This window comes from uncultured Agrobacterium sp., assembly GCA_913777615.1.
Classification (GTDB): Bacteria; Pseudomonadota; Alphaproteobacteria; order Rhizobiales; family Rhizobiaceae; genus Agrobacterium.
Genome location: CAJYTK010000006.1, coordinates 86,208 through 105,238 on the forward strand (window position 1 = coordinate 86,208; position 19,031 = coordinate 105,238).

Annotated in this window: 20 protein-coding genes and 1 other annotated feature; of the genes, 13 read left to right on the forward strand and 7 right to left on the reverse strand. The window is 58.4% G+C overall.

Going from position 1 to position 19,031, the window contains the following annotated elements:
- Positions 1–117: 117 nt before the first annotated feature.
- Both QZ862_RS04920 and QZ862_RS04925 read right to left on the reverse strand, forming a co-directional pair.
- The gene (locus tag QZ862_RS04920; protein WP_176218718.1) at positions 118–294 is read right to left on the reverse strand and encodes a hypothetical protein; all 177 of its coding nucleotides are present in this window, start codon (positions 292–294) and stop codon (positions 118–120) included.
- A 521-nt stretch (positions 295–815) separates the two neighbouring features.
- Positions 816–1,382, reverse strand: a complete 567-nt coding sequence (locus tag QZ862_RS04925) for a carboxymuconolactone decarboxylase family protein (RefSeq protein ID WP_081177332.1) — start codon at positions 1,380–1,382, stop codon at positions 816–818.
- A gap of 176 nt (positions 1,383–1,558) precedes the next feature.
- On the opposite strand from QZ862_RS04925, the gene QZ862_RS04930 reads away from it, so the two are divergent.
- The 3 genes from QZ862_RS04930 (at position 1,559) to QZ862_RS04940 (ending at position 4,371) form a co-directional block, all read left to right on the forward strand.
- The gene (locus QZ862_RS04930) at positions 1,559–2,110 is read left to right on the forward strand and encodes a TetR/AcrR family transcriptional regulator (protein WP_296097891.1); all 552 of its coding nucleotides are present in this window, start codon (positions 1,559–1,561) and stop codon (positions 2,108–2,110) included.
- 135 nt (positions 2,111–2,245) lie between these two features.
- Positions 2,246–3,757 carry an FAD-dependent oxidoreductase gene (locus QZ862_RS04935; protein ID WP_081177330.1) on the forward strand — a complete coding sequence of 504 codons (1,512 nt, stop codon included), beginning with the start codon at positions 2,246–2,248 and terminating at the stop codon, positions 3,755–3,757.
- Positions 3,754–4,371, forward strand: a complete 618-nt coding sequence (locus QZ862_RS04940; protein WP_081177329.1) for a CDP-alcohol phosphatidyltransferase family protein — start codon at positions 3,754–3,756, stop codon at positions 4,369–4,371. The genes QZ862_RS04935 and QZ862_RS04940 overlap by 4 nt, the downstream gene beginning before the upstream one ends.
- A 50-nt stretch (positions 4,372–4,421) precedes the next feature.
- Here the strand turns inward: QZ862_RS04940 and QZ862_RS04945 are convergent, their stop codons facing one another.
- On the reverse strand, positions 4,422–5,030 hold the full coding sequence (locus QZ862_RS04945) for an RNA polymerase sigma factor (protein WP_139790705.1): 609 nt from the start codon (positions 5,028–5,030) through the stop codon (positions 4,422–4,424).
- Positions 5,031–5,172: 142 nt separating this feature from the next.
- Between QZ862_RS04945 and QZ862_RS04950 the strand changes: the two genes are divergently transcribed.
- From QZ862_RS04950 to QZ862_RS04995, 10 genes are all read left to right on the forward strand, one after another.
- A complete protein-coding gene (locus tag QZ862_RS04950) occupies positions 5,173–5,997 on the forward strand; it encodes a DUF547 domain-containing protein (RefSeq protein ID WP_176218717.1) in 825 nt (274 codons plus the stop codon).
- A gap of 163 nt (positions 5,998–6,160) precedes the next feature.
- On the forward strand, positions 6,161–6,757 hold the full coding sequence (locus tag QZ862_RS04955; protein ID WP_296097899.1) for a VTT domain-containing protein: 597 nt from the start codon (positions 6,161–6,163) through the stop codon (positions 6,755–6,757).
- Positions 6,754–7,473 carry an SDR family oxidoreductase gene (locus QZ862_RS04960; RefSeq protein WP_176218716.1) on the forward strand — a complete coding sequence of 240 codons (720 nt, stop codon included), beginning with the start codon at positions 6,754–6,756 and terminating at the stop codon, positions 7,471–7,473. The genes QZ862_RS04955 and QZ862_RS04960 overlap by 4 nt, the downstream gene beginning before the upstream one ends.
- Positions 7,470–8,207 carry an SDR family NAD(P)-dependent oxidoreductase gene (locus QZ862_RS04965; protein WP_081177325.1) on the forward strand — a complete coding sequence of 246 codons (738 nt, stop codon included), beginning with the start codon at positions 7,470–7,472 and terminating at the stop codon, positions 8,205–8,207. Before QZ862_RS04960 ends, QZ862_RS04965 begins: the two co-directional genes overlap by 4 nt.
- A gap of 103 nt (positions 8,208–8,310) precedes the next feature.
- Positions 8,311–8,556 carry a zf-HC2 domain-containing protein gene (locus tag QZ862_RS04970; RefSeq protein WP_176218715.1) on the forward strand — a complete coding sequence of 82 codons (246 nt, stop codon included), beginning with the start codon at positions 8,311–8,313 and terminating at the stop codon, positions 8,554–8,556.
- 89 nt (positions 8,557–8,645) lie between these two features.
- Positions 8,646–9,875 (forward strand): ABC transporter substrate-binding protein, encoded by a 1,230-nt coding sequence (locus QZ862_RS04975; protein WP_296097904.1) that lies wholly within the window; start codon positions 8,646–8,648, stop codon positions 9,873–9,875.
- A gap of 42 nt (positions 9,876–9,917) precedes the next feature.
- Complete coding sequence (locus tag QZ862_RS04980; RefSeq protein ID WP_296097906.1) at positions 9,918–11,603, forward strand: ABC transporter permease subunit; 1,686 nt, start codon at positions 9,918–9,920, stop codon at positions 11,601–11,603.
- 2 nt (positions 11,604–11,605) lie between these two features.
- On the forward strand, positions 11,606–12,277 hold the full coding sequence (locus QZ862_RS04985) for an ATP-binding cassette domain-containing protein (RefSeq protein ID WP_081177389.1): 672 nt from the start codon (positions 11,606–11,608) through the stop codon (positions 12,275–12,277).
- On the forward strand, positions 12,270–13,379 hold the full coding sequence (locus QZ862_RS04990; protein ID WP_139790702.1) for an FAD-dependent oxidoreductase: 1,110 nt from the start codon (positions 12,270–12,272) through the stop codon (positions 13,377–13,379). The genes QZ862_RS04985 and QZ862_RS04990 overlap by 8 nt, the downstream gene beginning before the upstream one ends.
- A 471-nt stretch (positions 13,380–13,850) precedes the next feature.
- Complete coding sequence (locus QZ862_RS04995) at positions 13,851–14,246, forward strand: SgcJ/EcaC family oxidoreductase (RefSeq protein ID WP_296097909.1); 396 nt, start codon at positions 13,851–13,853, stop codon at positions 14,244–14,246.
- A gap of 368 nt (positions 14,247–14,614) precedes the next feature.
- Here the strand turns inward: QZ862_RS04995 and QZ862_RS05000 are convergent, their stop codons facing one another.
- The 4 genes from QZ862_RS05000 to QZ862_RS05015 form a co-directional block, all read right to left on the reverse strand.
- Positions 14,615–16,102, reverse strand: a complete 1,488-nt coding sequence (locus tag QZ862_RS05000; RefSeq protein WP_296097911.1) for a SulP family inorganic anion transporter — start codon at positions 16,100–16,102, stop codon at positions 14,615–14,617.
- A gap of 68 nt (positions 16,103–16,170) precedes the next feature.
- Positions 16,171–16,226 (reverse strand) — a sequence feature (sul1 is cis-regulatory element that is thought to sense ions involved in sulfur or methionine metabolism; They are found in Alphaproteobacteria).
- A gap of 208 nt (positions 16,227–16,434) precedes the next feature.
- On the reverse strand, positions 16,435–16,725 hold the full coding sequence (locus QZ862_RS05005) for a DUF1330 domain-containing protein (RefSeq protein WP_296097913.1): 291 nt from the start codon (positions 16,723–16,725) through the stop codon (positions 16,435–16,437).
- A 9-nt stretch (positions 16,726–16,734) separates the two neighbouring features.
- Positions 16,735–17,703 carry a hypothetical protein gene (locus QZ862_RS05010; protein ID WP_081177319.1) on the reverse strand — a complete coding sequence of 323 codons (969 nt, stop codon included), beginning with the start codon at positions 17,701–17,703 and terminating at the stop codon, positions 16,735–16,737.
- Positions 17,704–17,893: 190 nt separating this feature from the next.
- Positions 17,894–18,823 (reverse strand): AraC family transcriptional regulator, encoded by a 930-nt coding sequence (locus tag QZ862_RS05015; protein ID WP_081177318.1) that lies wholly within the window; start codon positions 18,821–18,823, stop codon positions 17,894–17,896.
- Positions 18,824–19,031 lie beyond the last annotated feature (208 nt).

The window sequence follows — 19,031 nt, forward strand, 5'->3', positions numbered from 1 at the left end:
GCCGCGAAGAGCGGAGGGTGCAAGGGCGCAGCGCGCAACTGACAAAAGTTGCAGCAAGCGCTGCGGCGGCGCTTCCCTTGCGGCCGACAAGTCGCCAGCGGCAGGAACAGGCGGGTCTCAATGAGACCCGCGCGGGAAGTATTCGTGCACGATCTCAAGATCGTCTTCGTCATCGAGTTCGTCGGACGGAAGGACGCCGAATTCGTCGCCGGACTTGAACAGGGTGATGGGAACCATCAGATCGTTGCAGAGGTGGAAGGCGTGAGATTGGGCGAGAGAAAGATCGTGTGCCATCTTGAGGTGCTCCATCGGAAGCGGGCCAATTCCCGCTGATGGCTCCTCGATGGAACAGGGACGGTCGCGATCACCGCGAAGGCGAAGACGGAGCGGCGGCAGCTTGCTAGCCGACCCCTTGAGGGTTGATCGACGGAGATCCGAACCTGGTCCAGGACGCCATCACAACTAGCGGGTTTTGGGGTGCCGTCGATGCTGCAATGTATCGGCAGGCGACTTATCGCCTTTGCGCTGCCGTCGCCTTACCCACATTGGTGAACTTGATGGTCAGGCACCGGGACTGATGCCACATTCACCCAAGGCTATAACTTTGGTATTGCCGGTTGCGCTGTTAGACCCCCAACAGCAGAATTTTTCCAGTAAGATTGCACGAGTTTGGGTAACTTTCGTGATGTACTGCGCCGGATCAAGTTGTGGCGCTTGAGAAAATAAGAAACCTAGGCCGACGCAGATTTCATGCAAGGCAGGAGGCCTGTGAGTACAGCTCCCTGCCTCCCTTCCTAGGTCCCCATCCTCGAGTATCAATCGACCGAATACGGAGCAAAAACCGCATCAACCGGTGTCCCCGCCAAGTGATTGACGTAGTTGGAGAATGTCTTCGCAGCGATCGCCAACACAATGCCAAAGACGTGCTGCTCGGTATAACCTGCCGCAAGGAAGGCCTCGATCGAGGCCTTCCCGGGATTTCCTCGTGAAACGACCATCGCTTCGGTCATGGCTGCGACAGCCTGAAGTTTCGCATCCGGCAATTCTTCCCCGGATCTCAGCGCATCAAGAGATGCCGATGGAACACGCGACTTTTTGTCGGCGATCATCGAATGAGCAGCCATGCAATAAGTGCAGCCGTTCACGCGGCTGATTGTAAGAAAGACTGTTTCCTGCTCGGCAGACGTGAAGCCGGACTGGCTGCGGAAGGCGTCATAGCTCGACATGTAGTTGGCGAGAACCGGTGGCAACTTGGCCATGTATCCATACATGTTAGGTACAAAGCCGAGTTTGGCCTTGGCTGTCTCCAACAAGGCGTGAGCCTCGCCGGTGGAAGTTTCAAGTGTTTCGGGCTGCATATCGAGAAGCGGGATACGTGCCATGGAAAATCTCCTCTAATTTTCGGAACACTCGTTCTTTAAATTGAATTCGCGAGATTGGACAGCTATTTTAGAATGGTCGGTTCAGAATTAGGTGATCAATGTCAGCAACCAGCCCAACAATACGTCAGCGGGGCCGTCCGAGCGGCTTCGATCGACAAACTGCGTTGGAAGCGGCAATGCGGTCTTTCTGGGCAGAAGGCTTCGAAGCGGCTTCAATTGACAGGCTGTGTCGGGCAATGAATATGCCTCGTGCCAGCCTCTACCAGCTCTTCGGAGACAAGCAGGGTCTGTTTATGTCGGCGCTTGATCGATATGGCGAAACGCGTGTGTCGCGTGTCATAGCGGCGCTGGGACCTGTGGGGTCTCTGGCTGAGGATTTGTCCGCTTTTTTCGATGAAGTGATCCATCTTGCCACTTCGGATCGAGGCACTCCAGGGTGCCTGATTTCCTGCGTATTGGCAGATGCCGCTGGAACCAACCCGGTTTTCACGGCAGAACTTGATCGTCGCTTTACCGCGATGGAACATCGGATAGAAGAACGCCTTCTGCTGGCCCGGTGGCCAGTCGATGCGAAGATCTCGGCTAGTGCTGTGGCCGGAATGATCGCATCAGTGGCGCGGGGGATGACCCTCAAGGCGCGCTCTGGCCAGACGGCTGATGAGCTTCTGCCTATCGCCCGAACAGCGCTCATGGCGGTAACGAGGCTAGCTGATCATATAGAAAAATAGTCACTCTGTTTGGCGTCCCGCCGCGCCCGAGAAAGATCTCCAGCGATTTTTTTCTCCCTCCTTTGTAACAGATCGAACGCTTAATAGTCCTTGGTACAGCCGGCCGTTTTGGCCGAAGTCTGACAAGGAGCTCGCATGGCGTCGACCGACCAAAACTCCGCATCCACCAACAGCGATTGGAAACGACCCAAGCGGTTCGATCGCAATCTGATTGTTATTGGAGCAGGTTCTGCCGGTCTGGTCTCTGCCTATATCGCTGCTGGCGCAAAGGCGAAGGTGACCCTGATCGAGGCTCACAGGATGGGCGGCGACTGCCTAAATTTCGGGTGCGTGCCCTCGAAGGCACTCATTAAAAGCGCTAGGATCGCTCACCAGATGCGCCATGCCGTCCGCTACGGACTTGAACCGGTTGAGCCCAAGGTGCTTTTTTCCTCGGTGATGGAGCGCGTTCATAACGTCATCGCCGAAATAGAGCCGCATGACAGTGTGGAGCGCTACACCTCATTGGGAGTTGAAGTTCTTCAAGGATACGCAAAGCTCATCGATCCGTGGACGGTTGAAGTCGCCCTTAACAATGGGGGCAGTCAACGACTGACCACGCGTGCGATCATTATTGCGACCGGCGCACAACCCTTCGTTCCACCCATTCCCGGTATAGACGAGGTGGGTTACCTCACCTCCGACACCCTATGGGATCGTCTTCGGGACCGCCCCTCGGCGCCTAAACGGCTGGTGGTGCTGGGCGGCGGGCCTATCGGCTGCGAGTTGGCGCAAAGTTTCGCACGGCTGGGGTCAGAGGTCATCCAGATCGAGATGGCACCGCGCCTGATGATCCGAGAGGACGAAGATGCAGCCTCATTGGTGGAAGCCTCCCTCAAGTTCGACGGCGTCCAGGTGCTTACAAACCATAAGGCGGTCGCCTGCGGGGTCGAGGCAGGTGAGAAGTGGATCGAAGTCGATCATGGCGGCGAAAAGCGGCGAATTGCTTTTGACGAGATTATCGCGGCTGTCGGGCGCGCGCCGCGCCTAAAGGGTTTTGGGCTGGAAGAGCTTGGCATCAAAGTCGATCGTGTGGTCGAAACGAACGAATACTTGCAGACGCTCCACCCGAATATCCTGGCCGCCGGCGATGTGGCCGGGCCCTACCAATTCACCCATGTGGCAGGACACCAAGCCTGGTTTGCGGCAATCAACGCCCTTTTCGGCGATCTTAAGCGTTTCAAGGCCGACTATTCTGTGATCCCCTGGGCCACCTTCACTGATCCGGAAGTGGCCCGCGTAGGGCTGTCGGAAGCCGAGGCTAAGCAAAAAAACATACCCCACGAGGTGACACGCTTTGGAATAGATGATCTCGATCGGGCGATCGCCGATGGATCCGCCCGCGGCTTCGTCAAGGTGCTGACAGTGCCGGGCAAGGACAAGATTCTTGGTGCGACTATCGTCGGTGAGCATGCCGGTGATCTGCTTGCCGAATTCGTCTTTGCCATGAAACATGGGCATGGCCTTGGCAAGATCCTCGGTACGATCCACATCTATCCGACGCTCGCCGAGGCAAACAAGATGGTCGCCGGCCAGTGGCGCCGCGACCACATCAACGCCTTCCTCCTGTCGCTGCTTGAGCGCTTCCAGACCTGGAGGCGTGGATGATCGACGCTCGCATCCTGCCACTGCAACGTGCCGCCCTTCAGCCGGTCGCCGAATTTCTGGCCCATCGCGGCATAGGGGCAGACCAAATCAGCCTTACGGGGTTTGTGGCCGGCTTCGGTGCATTTATCGCCTTATGCTTCGGACAATGGCCCGTGGCCCTCTCGCTCATCCTCCTCAATCGCCTTTTGGACGGTCTCGACGGCGCGGTCGCGCGGATTGCGGGGCCAACAGATCGAGGAGCGTATCTCGATATTGCCTTCGACATGGTGTTTTACGCGCTCATCCCACTCGGATTTGCGCTGCAGGCACCCGAAACGCATGCGCTGCCGGCCGCCGTGCTGATCGTATCCTTCGTGGGGACGGGCTCCTCATTTCTCGCCTTTTCTGCGGTTGCGGCAAAGCTCGGCAGGAAGGCCGCAGATTTTCCGACCAAAGGCATCTATTACTCCGGCGGACTGGCAGAAGGTTTCGAAACGATCGCCCTCTTCGTTGCCATGTGCCTCCTGCCGGCGAGCTTCCCGGTGATCGCTTATGGATTTGCAGCGCTATGCGCCGTTACCACTCTCATTCGTTGGCGACAGGGGTGGGTCGCCTTCTCCGAGGCTGAGCACTAGCCATGCGAAGCGTGGCGCCGGTTTGGGATTGTACATGGCCAAGCACCTTGTCAGAGGCTTTTGTTAAGCTGATCGAGGGCGTTGCGAATGCTCACCCGCGCGCGGTGGAGGAGCACGCGCATGTTGCCTTCGCTCATATCCAGAAGAGCACAAACCTCTTTGGGATCGAGTTCCTGCTGCCCACGCAGCATCAGCACCGCGCGCTGTGCCGGGGGCAGCGCCTCGATGGCTGTCTCGACATGCTTGAGGACGCTGCGACCCTCAACGTGTCTGTCCGGTGTCAACTCATCCCAAAGTTCGGGCAGATCTCGCCAGCGGCCGCGGCCGTCGAAGGCGTTTGCAAGGCCGTCGCCGTCGGTTGCATCGTCGAAAAACACGGTTCTTCCATCACGTTTCGCGAGGGTTCGGGCCTTGTTGAGGAGGATAGTGTAGATCCAGCCAGCCAGGGAGCTTCGTCCCTCGAAGAGATCGATCCGGCTGAGCACCGAGACCCACGTATCCTGTACGACTTCTTCGGCCACATAACGGCTTCTGACGATGCCGGTCGCAAAACGAATCATCGCGGCATTGTGCCGCCGAAACAGGTTCTCGAACGCAGCCTGATCCCCTTCGATCAGCCGTCGCAGCAAGTCCTGTTCATCGATTTCCGATTTCCCCACAGCCCCTCCGAACAGTGTCCGAGAGGTATTAACAGAATAATCGTTCTAAAAGTCCAGCAAGTTTTGCTCATATCAAGCCATCGTGACGCTGAAACCGATGGGTCCCGAGCGAAACTCGCAAGAAAACAAGAAGGAAGGCAGAATGAGCCCGATGCACGACAACATCTCTCGTCGCGGTGTACTGAGCCTCGCTGGTGCCGGCCTGGTTGCGATCACATCCCGACCCGCAATTGCCTCAAGCTTTTCAGCTTTGGCACCGGTCGGCACATCGAGTGCCGATCACAGCAGCTTCGATCAACTGCTCCAACGTTATGTCAAGCCGGACAAAAGCCGCTATAACCGCGTCGATTACAACTCGTTGCGGCGCGAGGGCGCCACCGCGCTAAAATCCTATCTCGACGGACTATCCCGTATCGACGCCAGTCGTCTCTCACGCAATGAGGGCCACGCGTTCTGGATCAACCTCTACAATGCCAAGACCCTTGAGGTCGTAATCGATCATTATCCCGTGGCCTCTATCAAGGACATCAAGCTCGGCGGCGGCGGTCTATTCAAAACCGGCCCCTGGTCGAAGAAGATCATCATGGTCAGCGGGACGGAGCTGTCGCTGGATGATATCGAACACGAGATCGTCCGGGGCTTGTTCAAGGATCCGATGAGCCATTACGGCTTGAACTGCGCGTCCTACTCATGCCCGAACCTGTCAGCGACGGCTTACTCCGGCGGCAATGTCGATGCCCTGCTCGCTGAAAACGCCCGCGACTACGTCAACCACCCGCGCGGCATAACTGTGTCGGATGGCGAGATCACCGCGTCGAAAATCTATTCCTGGTACGCCGATGACTTCGGCGGCAAGGGCGCACTCAAGGCCCACTGGAAATCACTTGCAAGCGTCGATCTGGCAAAACGGATCGATACAGCCTCTGTCGGCTCTTTTGTCTACGATTGGTCACTCAACGATGTCTGATGAGAACTCCAGCAACCACATGTCAAACAAGGCCACGTCTCTACATGAACGCCTCATACGACTCGCCCCCGTTGGGATTCTCGTGCTGGGCCTAGCGGTTGGTTATGCCCTGGGCCTGGAGAAGTACCTCAGCCTCGGCTATCTTGCCGAGCAAAGGCAGGCAATGAGAGCATATGTTGACGGTAATGCGGTTTGGTCTGCACTGTTATTCGTCGGCGCCTACATCCTTGCCGTCGCCTTCTCGTTCCCGGCCGCATCCGTCCTGACGATATTCGGCGGATTTCTGTTCGGCTGGCTGTTAGGCGGTGCGCTTGTCGCCGTTGGAGCAACCATCGGGGCGTCCATTCTGTTCCTGGCTACTCGCTCAGCCTTTGGGAGCTTCCTACGCCAGAGGGTCGACGGAGTGGTCAAAAAGCTCGCCGACGGCTTTCGCAAAAATGCCTTCAGCTATCTCTTTGTCATACGTCTTGCCCCCGTCTTCCCCTTCTTCGTCGTCAATATCGCAGCCGCTCTCTTCGACATCAGCCTCGGACGCTTCGTCGCCGCAACATTTCTCGGGATTTTACCCGGCACATTCGCCTATGCCTATCTCGGCCAAGGCGTGGACAGCGTGCTGGTAGCCGCGCAGGCCGCCGGACGCGAGGCACAAATATCGGATCTGGTAACGCGGGAAATCACGATCGCATTTTTTACACTTGCCGTCGTCGCGCTCATCCCAACGGTCGTCAAGCAGGTCCGTCAGCGCAGGGGTGGCGTTTGACCACGCATCGATCGTCACGTGCCCCCATATCCTATTTCGTAACTGGCGCCTCGTCGGGCATCGGGCTGGAAATTGTTCGCCTGCTTGATGCCCGTGGCGAGCAGGTCATTGCAACAGGACGGCGACAGTCAGCAGACCTTCCTGCAGGCTTCCCGGATGTGCCGTATCACGTGGCGGATCTCGCCGATGTGGCTGCACGCACGCGGCTGGTCGAGGCTCTGCCCGCAACGCTTGACCGCGCCATCCTGTGTGCCGGGAAAGGTCACTACAGGGCGTTGACTGAAGAAGTCGATTCCGAAATGGCCGACGTGGTCGAGGTCAATGTCAGAGCGAACATACATCTGACACATGGCCTCTATCAGCCACTCGTGGCCGCTAGCGGTCGGATCGCACTTGTCGGCTCGGTTGCAAGAAAGGGGGCTTCCACTATGCCCATCTATTCGGCAAGCAAGGCGGCAATCGATGGTTTGGCACGGTCCCTCGCACTGGAATGGCAGGGGAGAATAACCGTGAAGGCGCTGCATCCGGGACCGACCGCGACAGGCATGTCGGTCCGCTCTGGTCGACCAGCGGATTTTTTTGATCGGATCATGCTTAAGCCTGAAGCGGTCGCGAGCACGATCCTGGCGATGCTCGAGGAGAATGGCGGTTATCGCAGGACGATTTCCTATCCTCGCATCCTGACAGATACCCTCTTGCGGAGGTCGACGACATGAAGGTGCTTGTCGTAGGTGGCGCTTCTGGTCTTGGCCGGGCACTCGTTGAGATCGCGATACAGCGTGGAGACGAGGTCAGCGTGCTTGATCTGGACGCAAGGGCGCTGGAAGCCCCGGCTGACAAAGCCGTGATAGCAGTTTGCGACATTTCCAATAGCGAAAGTGTGGGCGCGGCACTTGCTTCACTTGCAAGCCGATCGCCATTTGACCTGGTCGTTCTTACCGCCGGCATCAGTGCCGTCGGCAGGTTTGAGGAATTGGAGTTGTCCGAGATGTGGCGCGTCGTGGCTGTCAACCTGACCGGGACGATGATTGTCACGAAAGCCCTTATTCGCGGCGAGATGATTGCACGCGGTGGCCGCCTGGTGCTGACATCGTCGCTCTCGCATTTCGTAGGCTATCCTGGCGCCAGCGCATATGCGGCCTCTAAGGATGGTGTCACCGCCTTCGGCAAGAGCATTGCAGCCGAGTTCATGCGCAGACATTCGATCACAGTACAGATTGCGGTTCCAGGTCCAATGGACACGCCACATGCCGAACGCCATGCACCGCCTGGCAGCAAACGCGATCGACGCGCAAAACCGGAACTGATAGCGGCCGCGATCCTAAATCGCCGCCGCGCAGGGATCTTCGTGCCGGGTTTGGCGGCGCGTCTCATGGCAGGTATCGGCCGTTTCTTTCCGGGGTTATCCGGGCGCCTCATGCTGAGCGCAATCTATAACCGTCTGCCATGACCGGTGCGCGATATTTTAAATCATCAGAAAAAAGACGCGTCAGCTGTAACGGATCCCCCCGGATCGAGTCATGTCCAACAGGTCCAGAATAAGGATTGATCTGATGTTCAGATGCAGTGAAGTCGCCGAACGCGCCAGCCTTCTCATCGATGGCGAGCTCGGACCATGGCAACGCTTCAACATGAAGCTGCACCTCGCCATGTGCCGCGGATGCCGGGCGTTCATCGAGCAAATGCGGATTACCCGCGACCTGACGCGCGCGGCGGTTGCGTCGGAAGATCAACACATCGGCCCAGAGATCGAGGCCGCTCTCGCGTTGAGGCGAGCGCGATCCATCGGCAAAACCTAAGTGTCCGAGAGGGCCTCAGGAGTTAAATCACATGTGGAACGTGACTCCGAGTGAGCTCGGTCCGATCCGAACGAAGGAGATAGTCCCGAATGCGCTTCATCAAGAGTGTCTTGGCAGCCAGCCTTATTACAGCGATCAGTGGCCTCAACGCAGTGGCGGCTGAACGCGATGTAAAGGACTGGAGCGCCATCGAGAAGGCCGCATCCGGGCAGACGGTCTATTTCAACGCCTGGGGCGGATCTGAAAACATCAATGCCTATCTCGAATGGGTTGGCGCCGAAATGCAGTCGCGCTACGGCGTCACCGTCTTGCAGGTGAAGCTCGAGGATACCGCAAGCGCCGTCGCCAAGGTGATCGCCGAAAAGGCGGCCGGCAAGAACGAGGGTGGCTCGGTCGATCTCATCTGGATCAATGGCGAGAACTTCGTCTCGATGAAGCAGCAGGATCTGCTTCTGACGCCGGGCTGGGCAACGGCGCTGCCGAACTGGCAATATGTCGACGTCGAGAACCAGCCGACCATCCTCACAGATTTCACCGAGCCGACGGATGGGCTGGAAAGCCCTTGGGGCGGCGCGAAGATGGTCTTCTTCTACGACAGCGCCAGGACTGACTCAGCCTCGTTGCCCGATAATGCGGTCCAACTGCTAGATTGGGCGAAGAAGCATCCGGGACGTTTTTCCTATCCGGCGCCTCCGGATTTCATCGGCTCGTCCTTTTTGAAACAGGTGTTGAGCGAAGTCATCGATGATCCTTCCAAGTTGGCAAAGCCGGTCGATGAGAAAACCTTCGAGCGGGATGTCGAACCGCTCTTTGCCTATCTTGATCAGCTGCACCCGGTGGCCTGGCGTCAGGGCAAGGCCTTTCCGCAGAACTACCCGGACATGAAACAGAAGCTCGCGGACGGCGAACTCGACATCATCTTCGCCTTCAACCCGGCAGAAGCCTCAGCAGGCATCAAGGCAGGCGAGCTTCCTAATACCGTGCGCTCCTTCACGTTTTCCCACGGCACCCTCGGCAACACGCATTTCGTCGCCATCCCCTACAATGCCAATGCCAAAGAAGGGGCCCTTTTGACGGCGAACTTCCTGATTTCGCCCGAAGCACAACTACGGAAGCAGGATCCGACCTACTGGGGCGATCCGACCGTTCTCGCCATGGGAAAACTGCCGGAGGAGGATCGTGCCGCCTTCGCCGCACTCGACCTTGGTGTGGCAACGCTTGCGCCCGATCAGCTCGGACCGGTCATTGCAGAACCCCATGCGAGCTGGATGGAGCGTATCGAAGTCGAATGGCGCCGACGCTACGCCAGCGGCAACTGAGCCGTGGCAGTTGAAGCGGTAGATCGCATGTTCAGGAACGGCTTGACCACAGTCTTTCCGAGGGCTGCGGTCGCACTCACGCTGGGTTTCCTGCTTCTGCCGATCACCTTCGGCTTGCTCGGCACGCTCCTTCCGGCCTTCGGCTATCTGCCAGCTCTTGGAGGCTTTGAGCTGGGGCTCGGGCCCTTCCGAGATCTCTTCGCCACGCCAGGGCTGGTTGCCGCCGCAGCCTTGAGCGTGGCGACGGGTCTTGCCGCGTCGCTGATCTCTGTCGGAATTACGCTGGTGTTCGTCGCGAGTTATGCCGGCACGCCGACGCTCTCTCGCCTGCAGCATCTGCTGTCGCCGCTGCTTGCCGTTCCCCATGCTGCCGCGGCCTTTGGCTTCGCCTTTCTGATCGCACCGTCCGGCTTTCTGATCCGCCTGGTCGCCCCCGTCTTCGGGATCGATCGGCCGCCGGATGTTCTCATTCCCCATGATCCCATGGGGCTGGCGATGATCGCGGGGCTGGTGATCAAGGAGACGCCCTTTCTCTTTCTCGTGACGCTCGCCGCCCTGCCACAGGTCGACCTCGTCGCTGCCCGCAGGCTTGCAGCCTCCTTCGGCTATGGCCGGATCGCCGGCTTCGTCTACCTGCTCTGGCCGGCGCTCTACCGCCAGATCCGCTTTGCCGTCTATGCCGTGATCGCCTATTCGTCTTCCGTTGTCGATGTCGCCCTGATCCTCGGTCCCAATTTGCCCGGCACGCTTGCGACACGGCTCGTCCAGTGGATGAACGATCCGGATCTCTCCGCCCGCTTTCTCGCTTCGGCCGGCGCCGTGCTGCAGCTCGGCGTTACCCTCGTGGCACTGATATCCTGGTTCGTCCTGGAGCGTCTTGCGTCCAGTGCGCTCAAGACTGTGCGTGACAAAGGCTGGCGGTTGGTGGCCGACAGGTTCGTCCGCCGCGTGTCGATCCTCCTCGTCGGCCTAATTGGCACCATCGTTTTCGCAGGTCTTGCCATCCTCGCCATTTGGTCGCTGGCCGGCCTCTGGCAGTTTCCGGACATCCTGCCGCAGAGTTTCACCTTGCGAAGCTGGATGAATGCCTGGCCGCGCATCGGCGATCCCCTGGTCACCACGCTGCTGACGGGCCTTGCCTCGGCCCTGCTCGCCATCCTGCTCACGATCGGTTGCCTGGAGCGGGAGCTTCAAACGGGCCGCAGCGTCGACGAAAAGGCGCTGTTGATGCTCTATCTGCCGCTGATCGTGCCGCAGATCACCTTCGTCTTCGGCCTGCAGTTGCTCTTCATCGGCAGCCGCAGCGAACACAGGCTGACGGCGCTGGTGCTCGTTCATCTGGTTTTTGTGCTGCCTTATGTTTTCCTCTCGCTGGCCGACCCGTGGCGCTCGCTCGATCGTCGATATGAGACCATCGCCACCGCTCTTGGCCGGTCGCGACTGTCTGTGCTCATATCGATCCGCCTGCCCATGTTGATCCGCCCGATCCTGACGGCCATGGCAGTTGGCTTCGCCGTCTCGGTCGGGCAATATCTGCCGACGGTTCTGATCGGCGAGGGGCGGCTTTCAACCATCACCACGGAGGCGGTCGCACTCGCCTCCGGCAACAACCGCCGTGTCATCGGAGTCTATGCCCTGCTGCAGACCATCCTACCTTTCCTCGCTTTCGCCCTCGCGGCCTTGATCCCCGCAGCGCTGCACCGAAACCGCCGTGAGATGAAGGTCTGATGATGCTGCAAAGACAAAGCTCGACCGGCCTCTCGCTTTTTGGCGTCCTGATCCGCCTGAGAGGCATGACCCTGATCGATCTGAGTGCCGATGTGGCGCCCGGTTCGGTGCTGACCGTCATGGGGCCGTCCGGCTCGGGTAAATCCACCTTGCTGTCCTATATCGGCGGCTTTCTTGATCCGGCATTCGACGCCCGGGGCGCCGTCTCCGTCGATGGTCTCGATCTCCTGTCGCTTCAGGCAGAGGCCAGACGGGCCGGCATTCTCTTCCAGGATCCGCTGCTTTTCCCCCATATGTCGGTCGGTGCCAATGTCGCCTTCGCCATCCCGGCCGATGTCGCAGATCGCCGGCAACGTCGACAGATGGCTGCGGAGATCCTGGCCGAAATGGATTTGGCCGGGTTTGCCGAACGCGACCCTGCGACCCTGTCCGGCGGGCAGAAGGCACGCGTGGCGCTCGCCCGCGTTCTCGTGTCGCGACCACGCCTCCTGCTGCTCGACGAACCTTTCTCCAAGCTCGACATGGAGTTGCGCGCCCTGATGCGGCTGCTGGTTTTCGAGCGCGCAAGAACCGCCGGCCTCCCGGTCATCCTCGTCACCCATGACGAGGCAGATGCCGAGGCCGCAGGCGGTCCCGTCCACCGTCTCGGCTCCAGGGGAGCGCCACATGATTGAGACGGGCGATGCCGTGCCGATCCTCCTTCTGGGAGGGGGCCACGCACATGTGGAAGTCATTCGCCGACTGGGAGAACTCGGTCTCGGCACACAGATCACACTGGTCTCGCCCTCTCGCCACGCGCCTTATTCCGGCATGCTTCCCGGATATGTGAGCGGACAGTACAGTTTTGACGATTTCCACATCGATCTTGAGAAGCTGTGTACCCGCTATGGGGTCACCTTTATCGCCACGAGCGCCACGGCGATCGATCCGAACACTAGGCGGGTCAGCCTGGCTGACGGCATGTTGCTCGACTATTCGATCCTCTCAATCGACATTGGATCTACGCCAGCCCTGCCGCCCGGTGTGTCCGGAGGGATATCGGTCAAGCCGATTGCGAGTTTTACGCTGCGGCTGGAAGCACTCGACGCTCGGGCTGCTGAAAAAACAAGGAGGTTGCGTCTCGCCGTGGTTGGACAGGGTGTTGCAGGTGTCGAGATGGCTTTTGCCCTGCAGCGAAGACTAGGCCGCGACCGCGTAGACATCTTGCTCGCCGGTCGGGCTCATGATGTTGTGACAGAGCGCAGTCGTTTGGCGCGATGGATTTTGCGGCGGGAGCTGAACGCGGCCGGGATCATGAATTACCCTAATTTTGAAGTCACCAGCTTTGAGGCAGGGGAGCTCGTGGCCCGTGACGGACGAAAGCTCTTTGTGGATGATGTGGTCTGGACGACCTCGAGCGGAGCGCCAACCTGGCTTGGCAAAACCGGCCTCACGCTCGACGCAGGCGGGTTCATCCGGGTCGACCATTTCCTGCGATCAATATCGCATCCAGAGATTTTTGCGGCCGGGGATGTAGCCAGCCTTCCCGACCCAAGACCCAAGGCCGGAGTTTTCGCGGTCCGGCAGGGCCCCGTTTTGGCCGAAAACATCCGCCGCTGCCTCTCCGGCGAAACGTTGCAGCCGTTCCGGCCACAGCGGAGATGGCTTGCACTTATCTCATTGGCGAACGGGCGGGCAATCGCCGACAAATGGGCGCTCGCGGGATCAGGGCGATGGGTTGCGAGGTGGAAAAACTGGAATGACACGCGGTTCGTTAAGCGATATCGTGGTCGCTAACGACATAACGATGCATTGAGACTCGGCTGGAAAATGCCTTAATGCCAATTACTTCGCCGGAAGAACGCACTCATTGCTGGTCACGATGCCGGACCGGAGATTAGAGCTGAGATCGCCTTGCTGATCGAAACAGATAGCTCTTTGCCGTCGTTGCACAGTCCGACCTTATTGCGGAGTAACAGGCAACTGTGGGGTGGCTGATGGCTGAGCACTAAGATACGCAGCTACCACGTTGTTCAGTGGAAAAGATGTGCCGCAGACACCTTGACTAGTTTGCGCAAAATTGGACGTAATCATTTGCCCGTCGCTGACGATGGTGATAAAGATGCACAATGGAATTTGTTGGCGCTTTCACTGTGATTATTATCACCATTCATCGAGTGGTGGGCTAAGCACGTCATATTTCCAGACAAAGCAACCCGCCGCGAGGCGGGTTTTGTTTTTCCGCTCGCGGCCATTTTGGAGTCCAGAATGTCTGACCATCCCTTGAAAGCCCTTATCGAATCTGCAGACCGTTCCATATCGGCCAAAGACTTCGACAGCTTGATGCGATTCTACACCGATGATGCCACCTTAGTGGTCAAAGCAGGCATGTACGCCAAAGGCAAAGACCAGATCAGGAAAGCGTTCGAAGCAATCTCTGCTCATTTCCAAGGTAAATTGAAAGTCCGCCAAGGGCGGATGGAGGTGATCGAGGGCGGAGACACAGCGTTGGTCATCATGGAAACGTGGTTGGATGCCGTCGACGAAAGCGGCATTGCGACGTCGACGGTACGACGTGCCACCTATGTGTTTCGTCGGGACTCGTCTGGCACCTGGCTATGCGCTGTAGACAATTCCTACGGCACGGCTGTCCTCGATAGCTGAGAAGGCTCCCGGCCCGGTGCCCACGGTGGGTCAGAGACAGCGCTGCGGTTGGCGCAGATTACGTTGCCGCATTCCTTCACGGCAGAAGCTCATTGATCCGGCTCAGTTTATGGCCGTTGGCAATGACGGTCAGGGCGGCCGTCAGTTGGGCGAAGGGATCATTCACCGTCGTGCGCAGCCGGAAGCTCTCAGACACAATCTGTGCTTGATCTAGTCTAGCGATTGGCGATGGACATCTCGCCGTCCACGGCGCGCTGTGAGAACCTTCAACGTGGTCTCCATGGAGACACTCCTTCCCGCTCATCTATGCGACCTCGATCACAGGTCAGACGGCCACGTCCAACGTGGGAAGAAAATAGCGGGTACGTTCAGTGTAGGGAAGCGCTTGCCGCAAGCCGCTCATCCTTATCGTGCAGCGCGAAGCGGTCAATCATGTCAGCACTCGCTTCGTTGAAGCCGATAACCTCGACCTCGTCACCTGCTTGGCGGAACTTCAACACGATCTTGTCCAACGCGCCAATCGCGGTGATGTCCCGGAGGTGGGCCTTCGTGAGATCGATGATGATCCGCTTCCCCTTATCCGTGAAGTCAAACGCATGGATAAAGGCTTCCGCCGACGCAAAGAAGACCTGCCCGACAACTGCATAGGTGACACTGTTTTGTTCGGCATCCTCCAGGCGCGTGACGCTGAACAGACGGGCTACCTTGCCAGCAAAAAAGATGCCGGACAGCAGGACGCCAACGATTACGCCTTTCGCGAGATCATGCGTTGCTACAACGGTGATGACAGTCGCCAGCATGACGACGGAGGATGGAAGCGGATGGCGTCTCAGGTCGAGGATCGATCTCCAGGAGAAAGTGCCAATGGAAACCATGATCATAACCGCAACAAGCGCGGCCATAGGGATGATCTGGACGAGGTCGTTGAGAACGACGATCAGGAATAGTAGGAAGGCACCTGCTACGAACGTTGAAAGCCGTCCTCGACCACCCGAGGTTACGTTGATGACCGATTGGCCGATCATGGCGCAGCCGCCCATGCCACCGATCAGCGCCGAGGCGATATTCCCTGCGCCCTGACCAACGCATTCCTGGCTCTTGTTGCTGGGCGTATCCGTCATATCGTCGACGATTTGCGCGGTAAGCAGCGATTCCAGCAGGCCTACGGCAGCGAGCGTCACTGAGTATGGGAAGATGATCTGCAGAGTCTCCCAGGTCAACGGAACCTGCGGCAGCATGAGGAATGGGATCGAAGACGGAAGTTCACCGAGGTCGCCGACGGTGCGTAGGTCCATGCCAAACCACCACGCCATGGCCGTCAGGACCGCAATGGCCACGAGCGGCGATGGAATAGCCTTAGTCACATATGGAAAGAGGTAGATGATGGCGAGGCCGCCTGCGATCATCACGTAGGTGAGCGTCGGAACCCCAACGAGTTCGGGCAACTGGGCCATGAAGATCAGGATCGCAAGCGCGTTGACGAAGCCTGTAATGACGGAACGGGAGACGAAGCGCATCACGCGGCCGAGCCTGAGCCATCCCGCGACGATCTGGATGATACCCATGAGGATCGTGGCGGCGAACAGATACTGAAGGCCGTGCTCCTTGACCAGCGAGATCATGACAACAGCGGTCGCGGCTGTGGCGGCAGAGATCATGCCGGGTCGGCCGCCCACAAAGGCCGCCACGCAGGCGATAGCGAAGGAAGCGTAGAGGCCGACCTTAGGATCGACGCCCGCGATTACGGAGAAGCCTATCGCTTCCGGGATAAGCGCGAGAGCGACGACGATACCCGAAAGCACGTCGCCACGGATGTTGGAGAACCACTCCTGACGGTAGTTTGAAAAAATTGGCATCGATGAATTTTCACAGTTGATGCAACGGGCCGAGCGAAACTCGGTCCTCGAACAGGGTTGCGTTGCTGTGTTGTCTGGCGGATCGGCGGCCAGAAGAGCCACCCGGAGTTTCACCAGGTCCTTGTGGATGAAGCTAATTAGCTCACACTGTCCGTTTTTGCAATTAGATCTCGCTCTGAACTCGTCACGTCCAATAGGACGTGACGGGCTAGGTGCGGGTGGGACAATGGCTACTGTACAGACGCTCATAAGCGGGTGGTGAAATGCGCCAGCCAACTGCCACGTGGGATGACGTAGCAAGGGCCGACCAGCACCCAGCCGGCCCTTGCATATTACTCGACGATGTATATCTCCATCTGCTCGAAACCCTTACCTCGAAGGGCCACTAGCTGCTGATAGGCTTCCTGACGAAAAAAAGCCGAAGCCGAAGCCGCATCTGGAAAATCGAGAACCATGACGGTCTTTGGAGCCGGCCCTCCCGCTACAACTTCGACAACAGGACCGCGAAAGGAAGGCTTGATTCCGGCGGCCGCCAGCAGTGGCTGTACCCCCTCGGAATATTTCCGAGCATTTTCCTCGGCGCCAACCCGTGGAGTAGCAAAAACAACGACGTGAGAGGACATGCAGAACTCCTATTTCGAGCGGTAGTCTTGGGGCAGATCAAGCACCAGGATACGGTAGGGATCCGCAGGGCCCGCAGATGGGTCAAACAGGTGGTCGAGTTGACCTTCGACCACGTAGGCAGCGTTGTCCTTCACGGCCACGGTGGTCGGAACATTGAGGTCCGAGGCGATAACCTCCATCGTTGCAGCCCCACCCTCTACCTTCACGCCCAATAGTGCGCCCCGCGCACCGGCTGTGAGCCCGCCCCCAGATACGATCAGGAAGCGACCGTTACCCAAGGCCGTCAGGCCGTCGGCGCCTGTGGCGGGCTTCGGGAGGGCAATGTCGGCGACTTCACCAGCAGTCCCATCTGCCTGGACTGCAATCCTATGCAGGGTGCCGGTCTGATACCGCAGGACATAGATCGCTCCATCGTCGTATGCGATACCGTTGAGATTGAAACCTTCGCCAGCGAATTTGTCACTTTCGAACCAAACCGTAAGGGCCTTCGAACCCGGATGAAGGGCGTAGATCCGAGGAACGAAGCTGTCCGTCGCAAGGATGGTGCCATCCGGCAATTCGGTGATGTCGTTACAGAAGGCCCCCCCGTTCGGCAGCTCGTATCTGCCGGCATTCGCGCCCGTGGCACGATCGAAAGCCAGCAAGGCCGAAGGTGCACTCTTCGTTCTGACGCTTGCTCCAGGATCGGAGGAGCACGCGTAGAGACGGTCGGCGGTAGCGTGGAGCCCGATGGTCGAGACCATCCCATTGGCGCCAGGCGGCACAAAGTCCTCGACCTGCTTGCTGTCGGAATTGATGCGAACGATCTGGCCCTGAGTCAGGCTGCCGACATAGAGACTGCCGGCAGAGTCAACTGCAATTCCCTCTGGCGCGAAGGCCGGATCTGGAAGAAGGATTTCGGATTGCGCCATCGCAGCGCCGCTCACGATAAGACTCAGAATCCCCATCGCAGCGATTGTCTTGAGTACGTTTTTCATGCTCATCCTTTCGATATAAGCGAACTTGGACAAGCTATGAGTGTTGGCGCCTAACTGCTCGCTCCCGGCAGCCAGAATCTAGCCTCGATCAATCATCAAATGCCAACGAGTGGTGCAGCCCCCTATGCACGCGTCAAACGTGGCCGTCCTCGATGGGAATGTTGTGTCCAGTGAGCAGAGATACGCAGCATCAGCTACGCGTCAACGAGGAAACCCGAACCACGTTGTCTCTTGGTGATTGGCTTTCATTTCGCGTGTTGCGCAGCTCGATTGGGGTCACTGAAAAGCGTAACTTAAACCGCTCGGCGAAGCGAGACTGGGAGAGGTATCCGCAGGCAAGAGAAATCTGGCTAATGGGCATGTCGCTTTCCATGACGAGGCCCATGCCCTTTTCCAGACGTACTTCTTCAAGCAGGGCGCGGAAGCTGGAATTTTCCGCACGTAGATGCCGGCGAAGCGTACTCTCGCTTGCTGCCAACTTCCGACAAACCGCGTCAATCTGCCAATCTCTCGAAGGATCCAGAGAGACCAGTTCCTTCACTTTCTGTCGCCAACTGCGGTGTTGCGACATGAGGAGATTGCCGGCGAGGCCGTACTGCGCATACAGGAGTAACACTTCGACCATTCTGTGCCTGATCTGTGTTACATCAGGCGAGAAACGGCGAGTCCAGCGTATCCAGTCGACTAGAGCCATAATGGGCTCGACCTTCCCCGCGACATGCCATTGTGGCGTTAGGTTCCAGGTATCGAACTGGCTACCGTAAAGCTCGACAAAAAGCTTCACAGTCTCAGGGTCAAACCGCACCGCAATCCCCAAATAGTAGGATAGGTTGGAACTGGGGGCGTTTTCAACGTCGAAACTGACCCCCGCCGGAAGCTGGAGAAGGCTTCCGGGGCGACAGACAAATTCATTGCCATCTACCAACACGGTCTTGGTACCGACCACAGGCAGCATAATTGTTGGGTGCCAGAAACACATCCGGGTGAGCGATTGTTTTGACTTACACCGATTGAAACCGAGATGACCGGAGCTTGCCTCCTGATTGGGTTCCCCAGTGAGGGCTAGACGCAAGTCATCCACCGCGCGCATCAACTCATCGGACTTTCCCAGACTGCTCATCCCGGCAGATCCCTCTCAGCTTCGACCTCACCGGCGGCGCAAATCAATCTACACAATGAGCCGCCCCTTCCACCACAGTAAAAGTACTGGCAATGCCGGATGACCGGAGACAGTCATTCTCTGGCTCGAAACGGTCAAATCCTTCGGCATGTGCTTCAACATGAACGTTTCAGGCGAGACTTTAGCCGGAACAGGGCCTTCGCCCATC

Bases quoted from the DNA above. Each gene is read 5' to 3' on its own strand.
- QZ862_RS04955 (WP_296097899.1), top strand. From the start codon at position 6,161: ATGAGAGCATATGTTGACGGTAATGCGGTTTGGTCTGCACTGTTATTC.
- QZ862_RS04965 (WP_081177325.1), top strand. From the start codon at position 7,470: ATGAAGGTGCTTGTCGTAGGTGGCGCTTCTGGTCTTGGCCGGGCACTC.
- QZ862_RS05015 (WP_081177318.1), bottom strand. From the start codon at position 18,823: ATGAGCAGTCTGGGAAAGTCCGATGAGTTGATGCGCGCGGTGGATGAC.
- QZ862_RS04950 (WP_176218717.1), top strand. From the start codon at position 5,173: ATGAGCCCGATGCACGACAACATCTCTCGTCGCGGTGTACTGAGCCTC.
- QZ862_RS04985 (WP_081177389.1), top strand. From the start codon at position 11,606: ATGCTGCAAAGACAAAGCTCGACCGGCCTCTCGCTTTTTGGCGTCCTG.
- QZ862_RS04930 (WP_296097891.1), top strand. From the start codon at position 1,559: ATGCGGTCTTTCTGGGCAGAAGGCTTCGAAGCGGCTTCAATTGACAGG.
- QZ862_RS04940 (WP_081177329.1), top strand. From the start codon at position 3,754: ATGATCGACGCTCGCATCCTGCCACTGCAACGTGCCGCCCTTCAGCCG.
- QZ862_RS04925 (WP_081177332.1), bottom strand. From the start codon at position 1,382: ATGGCACGTATCCCGCTTCTCGATATGCAGCCCGAAACACTTGAAACT.
- QZ862_RS04920 (WP_176218718.1), bottom strand. From the start codon at position 294: ATGGCACACGATCTTTCTCTCGCCCAATCTCACGCCTTCCACCTCTGC.
- QZ862_RS04990 (WP_139790702.1), top strand. From the start codon at position 12,270: ATGATTGAGACGGGCGATGCCGTGCCGATCCTCCTTCTGGGAGGGGGC.
- QZ862_RS05005 (WP_296097913.1), bottom strand. From the start codon at position 16,725: ATGTCCTCTCACGTCGTTGTTTTTGCTACTCCACGGGTTGGCGCCGAG.
- QZ862_RS04970 (WP_176218715.1), top strand. From the start codon at position 8,311: ATGTTCAGATGCAGTGAAGTCGCCGAACGCGCCAGCCTTCTCATCGAT.
- QZ862_RS04975 (WP_296097904.1), top strand. From the start codon at position 8,646: ATGCGCTTCATCAAGAGTGTCTTGGCAGCCAGCCTTATTACAGCGATC.
- QZ862_RS05000 (WP_296097911.1), bottom strand. From the start codon at position 16,102: ATGCCAATTTTTTCAAACTACCGTCAGGAGTGGTTCTCCAACATCCGT.
- QZ862_RS05010 (WP_081177319.1), bottom strand. From the start codon at position 17,703: ATGAAAAACGTACTCAAGACAATCGCTGCGATGGGGATTCTGAGTCTT.
- QZ862_RS04995 (WP_296097909.1), top strand. From the start codon at position 13,851: ATGTCTGACCATCCCTTGAAAGCCCTTATCGAATCTGCAGACCGTTCC.
- QZ862_RS04935 (WP_081177330.1), top strand. From the start codon at position 2,246: ATGGCGTCGACCGACCAAAACTCCGCATCCACCAACAGCGATTGGAAA.